Here is a 15,428-nt window from a genome sequence, read left to right as displayed (position 1 = left end):
AAGTAAACGGACGGGGTGGATGGCATGGGCAACGACAAGCAGAAGGTGCTGCTGATCGACGGCAACAGCATTGTGAACCGGGCCTTTTACGCAATGCCGCCGCTGACGAACAGCAGCGGTTTGCATACAAACGCGGTGTACGGGTTTACGACGATGCTGCTGAAGGTAATCGAAGAGGAGAAGCCGACGCATATGCTCGTCGCGTTCGACGCGGGCAAGACGACGTTCCGGCACGAGGGCTATGCGGAATACAAGGGCGGGCGCCAGAAGACGCCGCCGGAGCTGTCCGAGCAGTTCCCGCTGCTCAAGGAGCTGCTTAAGGCGTTTTCCATTGCGCAATTCGAGCTGCCCGGCTATGAAGCCGACGACATTATCGGCACGCTCGCCCGGATGGCCGAAGAACAGGGACAGACCGCCGTCGTCGTGTCGGGGGACAAGGACATGCTGCAGCTTGCCTCGGACAACGTGACGGTGCTGCTTACCCGCAAGGGCGTCAGCGAGACGGAGCGGTATACGCCGGAGGAGATCCGGGCGAAATACGGGCTTGCGCCGCAGCAGATCATCGATCTGAAGGGCCTTATGGGCGATCCTTCCGACAACATTCCCGGCGTGCCGGGCGTCGGGGAGAAGACGGCGCTGAAGCTGCTCGCCGAATACGGCTCGGTGGAACGGGTGCTGGAGGCGGCGGACGGCATCAAGGGCAAGCTGGGCGAAAATGTGCGCAACCACAAGGAAGACGCCCGCATGAGCAAGGAGCTGGCGACGATTTTCCGCGACGTGCCGCTGGAGGCTTCATGGGACGAGCTGAGCTGGAACGGCTACGATGCGTCCGAGCTTGCGGCGGCGCTGCGCAAGCTGGAGTTCAAGTCGCTTATCGAGCGGTTGAATTTGTCGGAGCCGGGCGCAAGCGGCGGGGAGCAGGCCGGGGGAACGGCCGCGCCTTCGTATGAGGTGATCCGGGTCGAAGACGAAGCCGGCTGGGAGGCGCTGAACGCGGCGCTGCCGTCGGCCGAAGCCGTCATCGTCGAATCGTACGGCGACAACCCGCACCAGGGCGAAGGCATCGGCATCGCCATTGCCGCGGGCGATCGGCGTTTTGTCGTTCCGTACGAGCGGCTGCAAAGCGAGCAAGCGTCCGCGCTTCGCCGCTGGCTTGCGGACGAGAAGGCGGCCAAGCGCGGCTACGATCTGCACCGCGCCGATCTGGTGTTGGCCCGAAGCGGGATCGAGCTGAGGGGCCATGCGTTCGACGTGCAACTGGCAGCGTATCTGCTTGATCCGACGGAAGCCGATCCGTCGCTGGCGGGCTTGCTGCATCGGCACGGCCTCGCTCCGATCGCGTCCGACGAGGCGGTATACGGCAAGGGAGCGAAGTTCCGCGTGCCCGAAGCTCCGGCGCTGGACGAGCATCTGGCCGCCAAGGCCGACGCGGTCGTCCGGCTGGCGGGTCCGCTGGCGGAGGAGCTGGAGAAGGCGGGAATGCGCCGTCTCTATTACGAGCTGGAGCAGCCGCTGTCCGTCATCTTGGCGGGCATGGAAAAGCAGGGAATCGTGGTGGAAGCCGACGCCTTGAAGCAGCTCGGCGAGGAATTCCAACGCGGCATCGAGCGAACGATGGCGGAAATCCACCGGATCGCGGGCTATGAATTCAATATCGGCTCGCCCAAGCAGCTTGGCGAGGTGCTGTTCGAAAAGCTCGGCCTGCCCGTCATCAAGAAGACCAAAACGGGTTATTCGACCGATGCGGAAGTGCTGGAAAAGCTGGAGCCGTATCATGAAATCGTCCGGCTTATTCTTCATTACCGGATGCTGACGAAGCTGCAGTCGACGTACATCGAGGGCCTGCTCAAGGAAATTCGGCCGGAGGACGGCAAAATCCATACGTATTACCGGCAGACGATCGCGGCGACGGGACGGTTGAGCAGCCAGTTTCCGAACCTGCAAAACATTCCGATCCGCCTGGAGGAAGGGCGCCAAATCCGCAAGGCGTTCATCCCTTCGGAGCCCGGCTGGTCGATTTTGGCGGCGGACTATTCGCAAATCGAGCTGCGGGTATTGGCGCATATTTCGGGCGACGAGCGGCTGAAGGAAGCGTTCCTTCAGGAAATGGACATCCATACGAAAACCGCGATGGACGTGTTCGGCGTTACGGCCGACCAGGTGGACGGCAATATGCGCCGGCAGGCCAAGGCGGTCAATTTCGGCATCGTGTACGGCATAAGCGATTACGGATTGTCGCAAAACCTGAACATTACCCGCAAGGAAGCGGCGGCTTTTATCGAACAGTACTTCAGCGTGTTCCAAGGCGTGCGCAGATGGATGGATGCCATCGTGGAGCAGGCGAAAAGAGACGGCTACGTCACGACGCTGCTTGAACGCCGCCGTTATTTGCCGGATATTCGTTCCTCGAACTACAATCTGCGCTCGTTTGCGGAGCGGACGGCGATGAACACGCCGATTCAGGGAACGGCGGCGGACATCATCAAGCTGGCCATGCTGAACATGGACAAGGAGCTCCGGGAGCGCGGGCTGAGAAGCCGCATGCTGCTGCAGGTGCACGACGAGCTGGTGTTCGAGGTGCCGCCGGAAGAACTGGAGCTGATGCGGGAGCTGGTGCCCGCCGTCATGGCCGGAGCGTTCCCGCTCGATGTGCCGCTTAAAGCGGACGTCAGCGTCGGCGACAACTGGTACGAGGCAAAATAAGCGGTTTGGCGGCCGGGACCGGGGTGGTTCCGGCCGTTCCATTCGATTATAATAAGAAAGATAAGGAAGCTTGGTGGGGAGGAGCCTTTATGCCGGAATTGCCGGAAGTGGAAACGGTGCGCCGCACCTTGAACAAATTGATCGCCGGCAAAAAAATTCGAAGCGTATCGGTGAACCTGCCGCGCATTATCCAGAAGCCGGACGATCCGGACGTGTTTGCCGCGATGCTCGAGGGACGCACGTTCCAAAGCGTCGAACGCCGGGGCAAATTCCTGCGTTTTTTGCTGGACGGGCTTGTGCTGGTGTCCCACCTACGCATGGAGGGCCGCTACGGCGTGTTCCGCGAGGAAGATCCGGTGGAGAACCATACGCATGTGATTTTTCATTTTACCGACGGAACCGCATTAAGATATAAAGACGTCAGACAATTCGGCACGATGCATTTGTTCGCTCCGGGTGAAGACTTGATCTCGCAGCCGCTTCGGAAGCTCGGGCTTGAGCCGCTTTCCGACGATTTCACGCCGGATGCGTTCGCCAAGGCGATCGGCCGCAGAACGACCAAAATCAAGCCGCTGCTGCTGAACCAGGAAGTGATCGTCGGGCTCGGCAACATATATGTGGACGAAGCGCTGTTCGCCGCGGCCATCCATCCGGAACGGCCGGCGGACAGCTTAAGCCGCGCCGAGCTCAAAAGGCTGCATTCGGCGATTGTGGCCACGCTGTCTTCGGCAGTGGAAGCGGGCGGCTCATCGATCAAATCGTACGTTAACGGCCAGGGCGAAATGGGCATGTTCCAGCACCGGCTCAAAGCGTACGGCCGAACCGGAGAACCTTGCGAACGATGCGGAAGTCCGATCGCGAAATTCGCGCTCGGAGGCAGAGGGACGCATATTTGTGAGCGGTGCCAAAAGCTTCCGCGCGGCCTTCGTTCCGCGCTGAAGCCGAAAGCGCCTGCGCCGGAGGGCGGCAAGGCGCGATCCAACGCCGTCAAGCGCCGCTTGGACGGAACGGCGGAGTCCGCCTCCGCAACCGAAATAGCGGAGGGATAATACCGGGGCATTCCCCCTAACGCCTGCATAGGATAGGAATTGAGTCGCTTTGCCTCGCACGGGGACGGAAGGAGCGGCTGATTTCCGAAATGCAGGAGGTACGAAATGCTCGTACACGGAGCTTCGCTGCTGTTGTTGTCCTTCGCGGTCAGCGTGGACGGATTCGGGGTGGGCATGACCTACGGGCTGCGCAAAATCCGTATTCCGCTTCCGTCCGTTCTTATTATCTCCGCTTGCTCCGGCGCGATTATTCTTCTTTCGATGATGGTCGGCGTCGCGTTGTCCCGCTTCCTGTCGCCAACCGCCGCTTCGGCGGTCGGAGCGGTCATTTTGATCGGCATCGGCGTTTGGGCGCTGTACCAGTTTTTCCGCAACCGGGATCGGGCGGAGCCGAACCGCGACGGCGAAGCGGACGGCAAGGGCGTTTCGGCCGAAGCGGATTTGCCGGCCAAGCGGCCGCTGATCACGCTGGAAATCAGGCGGCTCGGGATCATTATCCAGATTTTGCGCACGCCTTCGGCCGCAGACGTCGACCGTTCGGGCATTATTACCGCCGGGGAAGCGTTTCTGCTCGGCGCGGCGCTCTCGCTTGACGCGTTCGGCGCAGGCATCGGCGCCGCTCTGGTCGGTTTTCCGCCGTTGCTCACCGCGCTGCTGATCGCCTGCGCAAGCGGAGCGTTTCTGTGGCTCGGCATGCGCGTCGGTTTTTTGGCGGCCGGATGGCGCTGGGTGCGTAAGCTTAGCGTGCTTCCGGGCATTATTTTGATCGTAATGGGCATTATGAAACTGTTTTAAGAGGTGCCGTATGAATATCGGACTGACAGGAGGAATCGCCTCCGGCAAAAGCACCGTCGCCCGCATGCTTGTCGAGAGCGGCGCGGCGCTGGTGGATGCGGATCGTATTGCCCGGGAAATCGTGGAGCCCGGGCAGCCTTCCTTGGCTCAAATTGTCGAACGTTTCGGACAAGCCGTTCTGCATGAAGACGGAACGTTAAACCGCAAGAAATTGGGGGAAATCGTCTTCGCCGACGAAGCGAAACGGAAAGCCCTTGAAGCCATTACGCATCCCGCCATTCGCGCCGTCATGCGCGAGCGGATGGACAAGCTCCAGCGGGAAGCGCCGAAACGGCTCGTCGTGGTCGACGTTCCGCTGCTTTACGAGTCCGGACTGCAGTCGCTTTTTGAAGAAGTGATGGTCGTCTATGTTCCCCGATCCGTTCAGTTGGAACGGCTGATGAAACGGGACGGGCTGTCGAAGGCCGACGCCGAACGGCGGCTGAATGCGCAGATGGACATCGAGGAGAAGAAACGCCTGGCCGACATCGTCATCGACAACAGCGGCAGTCTGGAAGACACCGCTTTGCAGCTCGAACGATTCAGAAAGGCGAAGGGCCTGGCATGAACCGGAACCGAAAAAAACGCCGGCGTCTGCTTCTTCCTCTCCTGCTTCTTGTGCTCGTTGTCATCCTTGTCCAATCGGAATGGCTTGGCAGAATGATGTACCCGATATACTATAAAGAGGAAATTCGCTCGATCGCCTCCCGGTATCAATTGGACCCGCTGCTGATCGCGGCGATTATCCGGGTGGAATCGAATTATAAAGCCGAAGCCGTTTCCCCCAAAGGGGCGCTCGGCATTATGCAGGTGATGCCGGAGACGGCGGAGTGGATATTGAGCAAGGAGGATTTCGGCTCGCTTACCATTCAGGAGATCAGCCGAAAGCCGGAGGCCGGTATTCTCGTCGGCAGCTGGTATTTGCGCGAAATGCTGCGGCAGTTCGACGGCAGGCTGGCCGTTTCGCTGGCCGCTTACAACGCGGGTCCGGGCAAAGTCCGGCAATGGCTGAACGAGAACATCTGGGACGGGGAGCAATCGAGCTTGAACGATATTCCTTACGGCGAAACCCGCCATTATGTTCAGCGTATTTTGTATTATTACAACAAGTACAAGAAATTATATGATGAAATATGAAGAGGAAGCTTTGAAGCCGTTCGGCTTCAAAGCTTCCCATAAATTCTTGATTGCTTAGAAGAAACGATTACCTGAATTGACCGGCAAGTTGTTGTTCCGCGATGGTGACCAGACGTTTCGTGATGTTACCACCGATAGAACCAGTATCGCGGGTCACCATGTTCCCGTAATAGCCGTCCTGCGGGATCGCAATGCCAAGCTCTTGGGCAACTTCGTATTTCAGTTGGTCCAGAGCGGCGTTCGCTTGAGGGACAAGCAGTTGATTGCTGCTGCGGGATCCTTCAGCCATTGTTGTTCACCTCCTCGCGGTTGGTACTCGTATTATGTGCACTCGTTTTAGGTTCATGTAAGGTAAGCGTTGGGAATAAAAAATAGCCGAAAGGAGTATGGATCGGATTATGAAATGCCCTTATTGCGATTACAGCGGTACGAAGGTGCTGGATTCGCGCCCGGCCAACGACAACAAGTCGATCCGCCGCAGGCGCGAGTGCGAGCAGTGCAACCGCCGGTTCACCACTTTCGAAATGGTGGAGGAGACGCCGCTTATTGTCGTAAAGAAGGACGGAAGCCGCGAGGAATTCAGCCGGGAGAAAGTGCTGCGCGGTTTGCTGCGCTCCTGCGAAAAACGGCCGGTATCGGTTGAGCAATTGGAAGCGATTGTCTCCCATGTCGAGCGGGAGCTTCGCACGACCGCACAGGCCGAAGTGGAAAGCCGGGTCATCGGGGAACTGCTGATGGAGCAATTATATACCGTAGACGAGGTGGCCTACGTCCGTTTCGCGTCGGTTTATCGGCAGTTCAAGGACATCAATATGTTTCTGAAAGAATTGAATAATCTGATTTCAAAACATGGCATATGAAATGGTTGACATGCCGATGCGCCTGTGATAAACTAACTTCTGTCGTCACGGAAGGCTTGTCTTGGAACGCGTTTCCGAGCCGACAAAGAATAGAGTTGAAATTTTCCTTTATGGGAAAATTTTTGGGGAATTAGCTCAGCTGGGAGAGCGCATCGCTGGCAGCGATGAGGTCAGGGGTTCGAACCCCCTATTCTCCACCAACATGCAACGCAAACGGCAGAGATGCCGTTTTTTTTGTTTCGTTTGATGTTGCCGCTGTACATAATGCGGTGTTGCACGTACACCTTTTAACAATCATGTGGACAAAAGCATTTGAAAAGTTCGGGGGAGATCGGATGACCAAATCGGATCAAACGCTCGCTATACTCGTTCTGCTCCGGGCGCGCAAAAGAATGACGGCCAAGCAGTTGGCGCAAGAATTGGAGATTCATAAGAAATGCTGGAAGACGTTTATATGCGGAAAATGATGAGGCGGCATTGGAACGAGAAGCTGAACGAATTCCAAAACCATGCGGAGGCTTTTGATGAATAAGTTCGGTCAGCATACAACCGCAATGAGGTGCGATCGGAAACCGATCGCGCCTCATTGCTTTTTAAGTCCGAAGGGGTTCGAACCTCGTTGATAAAAGTCTTTCTACGTCCGGAGACCGATCGGCAAATCGTTCTTCGAACGGTTTAACGGCGATAGGGAACTCCTTATAATGCAAGAAGCGGATCAATAAAGGGAGCGGGGAGACCATGCGGCTTGCCGCCGGATTGGCGATCATCAGCGATTCGGACCGATCCATCCGATTCGATGAACCGGCGGCCGGAGCTCTTTTGCACGGCGCATGCAATCGGTTAATGAATAGGAGGAGTTGCCATGGACAATAAACACAGGAAAGCAGGGCCGGACAATCGTGAATGGGCCATTGAAGCCAGCGGGCTCGTCAAAAGATTCGGCGACAATCTTGCGGTGAATGGCGTCCATTTGAACGTACGAGCCGGTACGATCTATGGCGTGCTGGGTCCGAACGGAGCGGGCAAAACCACGACGATTCGGATGTTGGCGACGTTGTTGCGGCCGGACGCGGGTTCGGCGCGCATCTTTGGGTACGATGTGGTGAAAGAGCCGCAGATCGTGCGTCAATTGATCGGGGTAACCGGTCAGTACGCGTCGGTCGACGAGTCGCTCAGCGCAACCGAGAATCTGATCATTTTCTCCCGGCTGCTCGGGTTGGGTCGCGCAGAGGCACGGCGTAAAGCATCGGAACTGCTGGAGGAGTTCGGTTTGACCGAAGCCGCGAAGCGCCCATTGAAAAATTTCTCCGGAGGCATGCGCCGCCGGTTGGATTTGGCGGCAAGTCTGATTGCCCAGCCGCCGCTCATCTTCCTGGACGAACCGACTACCGGGCTGGACCCGCGCACGCGCGCACAAATGTGGGATACGATTCGCAGGTTAGTGAAGACGGGGTCAACCGTACTGTTGACGACGCAGTACCTCGACGAAGCAGATCAACTGGCCGACCGAATCGCGGTTATCGATCGCGGCCGGGTCGTCGCAGAGGGGACGGTGGATGAACTGAAAGCCTCCGTCGGCAATGCGTCGCTGCATTTGAGAGTCCAAAATCCGCCTGACATCAACGACGCCCGGCGGGTCATCGAACAGGTGCTTCAGGTCCGCGCCAGCATGTCGGCAGAAGCCGGAAAGATTACGGCGCCGATCGAGGACGCCAACCGTGTCGCCGACCTGCTTATCGCCCTCCGTACCCAAGGGATCAACTTGGCCGAAATCAGTTTGCAGAAGCCGACGCTTGACGAAGTATTTTTGACCATCACCGGCCATGGAGTCGACGCAAACGAGTCGCTGGAATCGGAAAATTCAAACGTCGAGGAGGCAATAGGATGAGAACCCCATCCATGTGGCGGGAAGCCGTTCGCCCGCTGAAAAATTACACCGGTTTTGGCCAGTCGGTTCGCCATTCATTGACGATGGCCTATCGGGGGTTGCTGAAAATTCGGCGCACGCCCGAGCAATTGTTTGACGTCACGCTTCAGCCCATTCTTTTTACCCTGATGTTTACTTATATTTTTGGCGGCGCAATCTCCGGAAACGTGCAAAATTATTTGCCGATTATCATTCCCGGCATCCTCGTGCAAACCGTCATTACCACCTCAATCGTCACCGGCGTCCAACTGCGCGAAGACATGGATAAAGGCGTATTCGACCGGTTCAGGTCCCTGCCGATCGCGCGAATCGCCCCTCTGGCAGGAGCTCTGCTGGCGGACACGATCCGGTATGCGATTGCGACTGTGCTTACCTTCGCCATGGGGTATATAATGGGCTACCGGCCTGGCGGGGCTTGGGGAGCGTCGTCATTGCCGGGGTTCTGGTCATGGTGTGTTCCTGGGCCATCAGTTGGATTTTCGCTTTTTTCGGCGTGATTGCGCGCACGGCTTCAAGTGTGCAAGGAATCTCGATGATTGTGCTGTTTCCGCTCACGTTTCTCTCCAACGCCTTCGTCCCGGTCAATACGATGCCCGAATGGCTCCAGTGGTTCGTGAACATCAACCCGATCTCTCATCTGGTCACTGCCGTTCGGGATCTAGCCAATACCGGATCGATGGGGAAGGACCTTGTCATCTCCCTCATTGGCGCCGCTGTCATGGTAGCGGTCTTCGCTCCGCTCACGGTGCGCGCCTATATGCGCCGGACTTAGACGGGATGCGTAAATACGATGCCAAACCTTAATTACGGGCAATCTACGTGTGAAACTATGGGCAGTGAAACTAACCGCTGTGGGAGAGCGCATGGCTGGCAGTGAGGCATCCCTATCGCTGTCCAACCGGGGGAGTCGGGTCAACGCGGTAGCGCCCGGACCGATCTGGACGCCGCTTATTCCGTCCGCATTTACGGCGGAAGAAGTCAAAACCTTCGGAACGGAAGTGCCCATGAGACGGCCGGGGCAACCGTTCGAACTGGCGCCTGTGTACGTGCTGCTGGCTTCCGACGATGCCTCCTTCATATCGGGCCAAATCTTTTTCGTCAACGGAGGCTCGATCGTATGATCGGGCCAGGTTCCGGCTTGGGGCTTATCTCGGTTGGGCCCTAAAGCTTCGTTCCTCGCGGACGGTGCGAATTCGGAGGAGCACGGCACCGATGTTTTATCCGGATTCGCGTTCTCGGGGCCGAGGCCGACGGTACACCTTGGCGAACAAGGAAGCGGAACAAGCTTGAAAAGCGGCAACGATATAAAAGGGAGCGGCATATCGGCCCTCGTCGATCCATTTGCCGAAAGCGCCGGGCCAGAGCACGGTGCCCACTCTGACAAGCAAATAACCGATTTTTGACGGCAGGGTTCGTTTGCCCTTTACCCTGTCTTCCATCATGACCGCCGTACGGTCTCCGCGAGTGCCGAGGCTGCATGCCGTGCAGCCGATTTCCAGAACAGCCGCTATCCAGAACGAGGAAATCCATGGCAAGACAAGCAAGAAAACGACAGCCAAGCCTTGCAGAACGAAGATCAACCGGACGGTTTCGAACTTGTCCTTTCCTTTCGGGGCCATGAGCGACCATAGACCGGCCGCGATATAAGATACCCCCATCACGGCTCCGATCCACCCGGCGAATGCCGCGAATTTGGCGGAGAACCAATACGAGGTCATGGTGCCTGTCAATGCGGATGCGGCTCCGTTCAACAGATTTGCCAATCGTTTGATCTCTTCCAAGGATTCGGCCTCTTGGGAGAGTCTTTTTTTCTTCACCCATAATGACAAGTTGGGAACGATGGCCATCGCGAGGAAGAGGACAATGGGGACGTACAGAGATGCCTTCTGCAGCCCGATCGCCTGCAGCGATACCGCCAATCCCCATCCCGCCAAAACGGCGGAACCCGCAGCCCATAACGACTCTTTGTTTTCCTTGTTCCAGGATGGATCTCCATCACCGGAGGCGGTTCGTGCGGACGAAGAGCTTGCTTTGCGGCTTCCTCCGCTCAACCGCCATATGAAATACATGCACCCTGCATTCAGAATCGCGATAAACAGAAATACGGCGCGATAGCCGTATAGACCTGGAGAATTTGCGCTACATAGAGACGCAAGACAAGCGATCAGGCATCCCGCTCCTAAACCTGTATAGGTGAACAAGGCATGTATGCGAAACAACCGATGGGAATCGTAGCGGGCGTAAGCCGCCAACCAACCGCGTTCGACCGGAAAGGCGGGGCCGCCGGAACCGGAGTGGCCGCTTCCCCATCCTGAGCAGATGATGGCGGCATCGAGAACGAATGCATTTGCGCTAACCGAGACGGCAAGCGCGCCGCAGGCGGCCAACGCTTCGAACAGCAGAAGGCAGCGCTTGGCCCCCAATCGAGCGCGCATTTCGGCGGCGAACAGCGTGAAGATCGTTCTGGCGACCCCGGCGCCGGCGAGCACGGCTCCGATCGCGCCTCCGCTCCAACCCAAGCCTTTCAGAAACAAGCTCATATCGACAAGAGCCATACCCTGCCCTACACTGCGCAACAGCGCAACCGTATGCAACAATGTTGCATCCCTATGGGGACTCAGCCATTTCGTCAAGAATGCCATCATGGTATACAACCTCGCGATTGTCGAATGAAGCGGTTTGCCTGGCATTCAGGATAGCATAGAATCCTTGACATCTTCTGTCAGGGAGTGATAAAGTGTGTTGAAATAAAATCGATCTATCGGGGGAAGAAGGATGTAAGGTGCGGGCGGACCGGTTGATCTCCATCCTCATGCATCTTCAGCTAAAAGGGCGCATGACGGCAAAGGAATTGTCGCAGCTACTGGAAGTATCCGAACGGACGATTTATCGGGATATGGACGCGTTGAGCGCGGCAGGAGTCCCTATTCATGCGGATTCCGGCCTGGGCGGCGGCTTCACGCTTTCTGCCGATTACCGCGCCAAGGTCGACGGTCTGAACACGTCGGAAATTCATGCGCTCTTTATGCGGATGAACGAACAGCCCTTTAAGCGTTTGGGCTTTCATTATTCGTTGAATTCCGCTTTTTTGAAAATCCTGAACAACCTGTCGGATCAGCATCGAATGGCTGCCGAATGGATTCGCAACCGGGTTTTTCTCGATATGGAAGGATGGCGCGGACAACAAGAGAAGCCGGATTTGATGGAGAGGGTGCGGCAATCCGTTTGGGAACAGAGGCAGGCTCAGATGGTTTATGCGGATCGGCGCCATTTTAAGCATGAATTGACGCTTGACCCTTACGGACTCGTTCTGAAGGAGGGGATGTGGTTTCTCGTAGGGAAAGCGGATGGAAACATAAGAGCTTTCCGGATGGCAAGAATCGAGTCTTTCCGCCTAACGGAGAATAGCTTTGACCGCCCTGACGACTTCGATTTGGAAGCCTATTGGCGCCTTTGGACAAAGGAATACGTGTCGAGACACGCCCGGTATTCGGTGGTTTTGCAGACGGATGCGGAGACGCTGCCGCTTATCTGTAGGATGAACGGGGTCCTTAAAGTGAAAGTGCGGGAGGATGCGGAGGGGGCAAAGGACGGAAGGATAGAGGTGCAGGCAAGCTTCGAACATCCGGATGCGGCCGTGTCCTCCGTCTTCTCTCTTGCCGGCCGGGTCGACGTCATCGCTCCGCAAGAGCTGCGGGACCGTATTTGCGAGCAGGCTGCGCGCCTGGTCAAGCAATATTCCAGGACGTAGGGACCATCCGTAAACGGATCGTCCCTTTTTACGGCGTTGCGATGAATCCTGTTTTCACGCCCCTTTTAAATCCGGCTTTTTCATAAAACGTTAAGGTCCTCTCTTCTTTCGAACTGGTAAGCAGCATGACTTTGTAGCAATTCCGTTCCCATGCAAGCTGTAAAGCCTTTCTCAACACCTTCGTTCCATAACCTTTTCTTCTAAAAAGCGGGTGCGTGACCACGTTTTCGATTAGCCCATAAGGACGAGCGTTTCTCGTCAAGTTCGGAATGATGACCAAAACGCATGATGCAACCAATTGCCCCTCCAGATCGGCGACAATGTAATGCATATTTGGGTTAGGATAAATTTGTTCCCAGAGCGAATTCAAACGATCGGCCTGAAGTTCAGGGTCGTCAGGGTGCAAATGCTTGTACAAATCCATTAACTTATGGATTTCGTCCTGGTTGATTCGTCTAATATATGCGTCATCATTCATTTTCTTCACCTAACGTCGTTTTTTTCATTATACACCCAAATTATAGAAATCATAGCTTAATTTATATTTACCGATAATATACTTTGGCCCATTCCGCGATAAGGGCCCATGCCAAATAAAATTTTACAAACAATTTTACAAAAATCGATGCCGTATGATATATAAACTATTAAGGCTTCATAGGGGGCATGATCGCATGATAAGGATGAAAGAGATTGCAAAGCTTGCGGGCGTTTCAATCTCTACGGTGTCCAATGTGCTGAACGGGCGCAAAAATGTTGGACAAGCGACTAGAGAACGCGTTCTGCAAATTTGCTTGGAACACGGGTATGATCCGAAGACATTAACCAATAAAGCAAAATCCGTCAAATCCAACACGGTCGTATTCGTCTTCAGCGACTTTGACCGCGATTTTTACTTGAAAATTATCGAAGGGATCAGCGTTTGTCTTACGGAAAACGCCTATGATTTGATTATTTGCACGAACAAATCCGCCGCGAACTTCATGCACGGCAGCTTTGCGAGCGGCGCCATCGTTCTGGACGCAAGCCTGACGGACGATTATCTGGTTTCCGTTGCCAAGCCGGACTTTCCCGTCGTGCTGATGGACAGAATCATCAAAAGCGAACAGGCCGAAACCAAGAGCGTGATCGTCGACAATTATCCGGCGATGTGCGAAATGGTGCAGGGATTGGTCGACAGGGGCTTCAAGCGGTTCGGGTTTATCGGCGGACTGGACTTTACGCTGGACAATCAGGAACGTTTTGCCGGATTTGCGGACACTTTGGCGAAGAATAAAATCGACTTTGACCGGAAAAATTATTTTCACGGCAATTACCGCGAGAAAAGCGGTTATCAGGCGGCCAAAATCATGATGCTGAGCAACGACCTGCCCGAGGTGCTGGTTTGCGCGAACGACAATATGGCCATTGGCGCCATCAAGGCGTTTGAAGAAAACAAGATCCGGGTGCCGGAGGATATTTCGGTGACCGGATTCGACGATTCCGAGGCGGCGGCGATGATGGGGCTGACGACCATTTCCATTCCGCGCTACGAGAGCGGTTATTTGGCGGCCAAGGAGCTGCTGGCGATGATGAAGGGAACGGCAGGCAAGGAACCGTTCAAGCTGAGCGCAACCGTCAAATGGAGAAGAACGGTGAAATAAACAGAAGAAAAGTAAAGAAAACGGACGTTTTAGTAAAATTTTAATTTATTTTATTAAAGATTTTTTACGTAAACGCATTCATTTTTTATTGACAATTGCCGAATTGGCCAATATATTAGGAATTGAGGATTTTACTATCTTGATTACTAAGGGGTCGGAGCAAGTGAAAAAGGTAAAAAAAGTTTTTGGTTTACTGACGGCGACGGCTATGATCGCGGCGATGGTCGGATGCGGCGGTTCCGGAGGCAACAATTCCGCTTCCCCTTCCGCTACGGCTTCTTCCTCGGCTGCACCGGAAAAGCTGAAGAAAATTTCGATTTTCCAATCGAAAGTTGAAATCGCCGAGCAATTGGAAGCGCTCGCGAAGAAGTATACGGAAGAAACCGGGAACGAGGTGGAAGTCTGGGGCGCTGCCGGCGACGGCTATGCGACGCAGCTTCAAGCCAAGCTTACCGCGAATGAAGGACCGTCGATTTTCAGCGTCGCTACCGGCGCGGAAGCGGAAAAGTTCAAATCGTACTACTACGATTTGAGCAACGAACCGTATGTGAAAGACATTGCGCCCAATATGGCGCTGACGATTGACGGCAAAGTCGTCGGCGTTCCGTACGGCGTCGAAGGTTTCGGCCTGGTGTACAACAAGAGCCTGGTCGATCCGAAGGACGTCACGGATCTCGCTTCTTTCACCAAAACGCTGGAGAAATTCAAGGCGGAAGGCAAAAACGGCCTGAGCCTTTCGCAAGAAGCGTACTTCTTGATCGGACACATTATCAATACTCCGTTTGCGCTGCAGCCGGACCCGCAAGCCTTTATCGAGAAGCTGAACAAAGGCGAAGTCAAGATGGCCGACACGAAGGAATTCCAAGAATTCGCCAAATTCATGGAAGCGATTAAAGCGAATACCAAAAACCCGCTGGAAGTCAAATACGATACTCAAATGGGCGACTTCGCGACCGGCAAAACGGCCATGGTTCATCAAGGCAACTGGAGCTACGCCATGTTGAAGGATTACGGGGATCTGGGCTTTGAAATCGGCATGATGCCGTTCCCGCTGGCAGGCAACAACAAACTGGCCGTAGGCGTGGCTAGCAACTGGGTGATCAACGGCAAGGCCGGCCCGGATGAAATCAAAGCGGCGAGCGCCTTCCTGAACTGGCTGTTTACGAGCGAAACCGGCAAGAACGCGATCGTAAACGAGTTCAAATTCATTCCGGCGATGGTAAATATCGAGGCAAAAGATCTGGACCCGCTGTCTCAAGCGGTGTACGAAGCAACGAAGAGCGGGCAAACGATTCCCTGGGCCCTGAACTACTTCCCGCAAGGCATCATCGTCAACGACCTGGCTCCCGCCACGCAAGAGTTCTTCCTGAACAAAAACATGACCGGCGAACAGTTCCTGCAAAAGCTGGACGCCGCATGGGCCAAAGCTGCAAAACAATAAAGATTGCCTGGACAGAAAACGAAAGCCTAGCCTCCAATCGTGGCTTCAGGCTTTCGTTTTTCTTCCGGCAGTACCGAATTTTA

The 15,428-nt window shown here is 55.5% G+C and carries 14 protein-coding genes, 1 tRNA gene and 2 pseudogenes; 14 read left to right on the top strand and 3 right to left on the bottom strand.

Going from position 1 to position 15,428, the window contains the following annotated elements; translation table 11 throughout:
• Nucleotides 1-24 precede the first annotated feature (24 nt).
• The 5 genes from polA to F560_RS0103115 all read left to right on the top strand — a co-directional run bounded on the left by polA (nt 25) and on the right by F560_RS0103115 (nt 5,723).
• Nucleotides 25-2,703: a DNA polymerase I gene (polA, locus tag F560_RS22330; protein ID WP_019004252.1), complete on the top strand. Its 2,679-nt coding sequence runs from the start codon at nt 25-27 to the stop codon at nt 2,701-2,703.
• Between the two features lie 89 nt (nt 2,704-2,792).
• Entirely contained in the window at nt 2,793-3,752 is a 960-nt protein-coding gene (gene mutM, locus F560_RS0103130) for a DNA-formamidopyrimidine glycosylase (protein ID WP_019004251.1), read from the top strand.
• A 105-nt stretch (nt 3,753-3,857) separates the two neighbouring features.
• Nucleotides 3,858-4,547: a sporulation membrane protein YtaF gene (gene ytaF / locus F560_RS0103125; RefSeq protein WP_019004250.1), complete on the top strand. Its 690-nt coding sequence runs from the start codon at nt 3,858-3,860 to the stop codon at nt 4,545-4,547.
• 10 nt (nt 4,548-4,557) lie between these two features.
• Complete coding sequence (gene coaE, locus F560_RS0103120; protein ID WP_019004249.1) at nt 4,558-5,154, top strand: dephospho-CoA kinase; 597 nt, start codon at nt 4,558-4,560, stop codon at nt 5,152-5,154.
• A complete protein-coding gene (locus F560_RS0103115; protein WP_019004248.1) occupies nt 5,151-5,723 on the top strand; it encodes a lytic transglycosylase domain-containing protein in 573 nt (190 codons plus the stop codon). Before coaE ends, F560_RS0103115 begins: the two co-directional genes overlap by 4 nt.
• Before the next feature lie 67 nt (nt 5,724-5,790).
• Here F560_RS0103115 and F560_RS0103110 read toward each other — a convergent pair whose 3' ends face one another.
• A complete protein-coding gene (locus F560_RS0103110) occupies nt 5,791-6,012 on the bottom strand; it encodes an alpha/beta-type small acid-soluble spore protein (protein WP_019004247.1) in 222 nt (73 codons plus the stop codon).
• Between the two features lie 109 nt (nt 6,013-6,121).
• Between F560_RS0103110 and nrdR the strand changes: the two genes are divergently transcribed.
• The 6 genes and pseudogenes from nrdR to F560_RS0103080 all read left to right on the top strand — a co-directional run.
• Nucleotides 6,122-6,583, top strand: a complete 462-nt coding sequence (gene nrdR / locus F560_RS0103105) for a transcriptional regulator NrdR (RefSeq protein ID WP_019004246.1) — start codon at nt 6,122-6,124, stop codon at nt 6,581-6,583.
• A 124-nt stretch (nt 6,584-6,707) separates the two neighbouring features.
• A tRNA-Ala gene (locus tag F560_RS0103100) sits at nt 6,708-6,783 on the top strand.
• 135 nt (nt 6,784-6,918) lie between these two features.
• Nucleotides 6,919-7,050, top strand: coding sequence for a hypothetical protein (locus tag F560_RS26400; RefSeq protein ID WP_281167160.1), 132 nt, complete (start codon nt 6,919-6,921; stop codon nt 7,048-7,050).
• A gap of 395 nt (nt 7,051-7,445) precedes the next feature.
• The gene (locus F560_RS0103090) at nt 7,446-8,471 is read left to right on the top strand and encodes an ATP-binding cassette domain-containing protein (RefSeq protein ID WP_019004244.1); all 1,026 of its coding nucleotides are present in this window, start codon (nt 7,446-7,448) and stop codon (nt 8,469-8,471) included.
• Nucleotides 8,468-9,282: pseudogene (locus tag F560_RS24130) on the top strand (ABC transporter permease). The gene F560_RS0103090 and the pseudogene F560_RS24130 overlap by 4 nt, the downstream one beginning before the upstream one ends.
• Before the next feature lie 109 nt (nt 9,283-9,391).
• Nucleotides 9,392-9,631, top strand: a pseudogene (locus tag F560_RS0103080) (SDR family oxidoreductase); the annotation flags it as partial.
• 96 nt (nt 9,632-9,727) lie between these two features.
• Here F560_RS0103080 and F560_RS0103075 read toward each other — a convergent pair.
• The gene (locus F560_RS0103075; protein WP_156828872.1) at nt 9,728-11,065 is read right to left on the bottom strand and encodes a hypothetical protein; all 1,338 of its coding nucleotides are present in this window, start codon (nt 11,063-11,065) and stop codon (nt 9,728-9,730) included.
• A gap of 227 nt (nt 11,066-11,292) precedes the next feature.
• Here F560_RS0103075 and F560_RS22320 point away from each other — a divergent pair, with 227 nt between their 5' ends.
• Entirely contained in the window at nt 11,293-12,261 is a 969-nt protein-coding gene (locus F560_RS22320) for a helix-turn-helix transcriptional regulator (protein ID WP_019004241.1), read from the top strand.
• Between the two features lie 28 nt (nt 12,262-12,289).
• On the opposite strand, the gene F560_RS0103065 is transcribed toward F560_RS22320, so the two are convergent.
• Nucleotides 12,290-12,739, bottom strand: a complete 450-nt coding sequence (locus F560_RS0103065; RefSeq protein ID WP_019004240.1) for a GNAT family N-acetyltransferase — start codon at nt 12,737-12,739, stop codon at nt 12,290-12,292.
• A 196-nt stretch (nt 12,740-12,935) separates the two neighbouring features.
• Between F560_RS0103065 and F560_RS0103060 the strand changes: the two genes are divergently transcribed.
• Together F560_RS0103060 and F560_RS0103055 are read left to right on the top strand one after the other, a co-directional pair.
• The gene (locus tag F560_RS0103060; protein ID WP_019004239.1) at nt 12,936-13,904 is read left to right on the top strand and encodes a LacI family DNA-binding transcriptional regulator; all 969 of its coding nucleotides are present in this window, start codon (nt 12,936-12,938) and stop codon (nt 13,902-13,904) included.
• A gap of 163 nt (nt 13,905-14,067) precedes the next feature.
• The gene (locus F560_RS0103055) at nt 14,068-15,345 is read left to right on the top strand and encodes a sugar ABC transporter substrate-binding protein (protein ID WP_019004238.1); all 1,278 of its coding nucleotides are present in this window, start codon (nt 14,068-14,070) and stop codon (nt 15,343-15,345) included.
• Nucleotides 15,346-15,428: the final 83 nt, after the last annotated feature.

Origin of the sequence: Cohnella laeviribosi DSM 21336, assembly GCF_000378425.1 — a bacterium.
In the GTDB taxonomy this organism is placed as follows: domain Bacteria; phylum Bacillota; class Bacilli; order Paenibacillales; family Paenibacillaceae; genus Cohnella; species Cohnella laeviribosi.
Note: the sequence above shows the minus strand (reverse complement) of the source record. Positions and strands in the feature narration are given on the sequence as shown.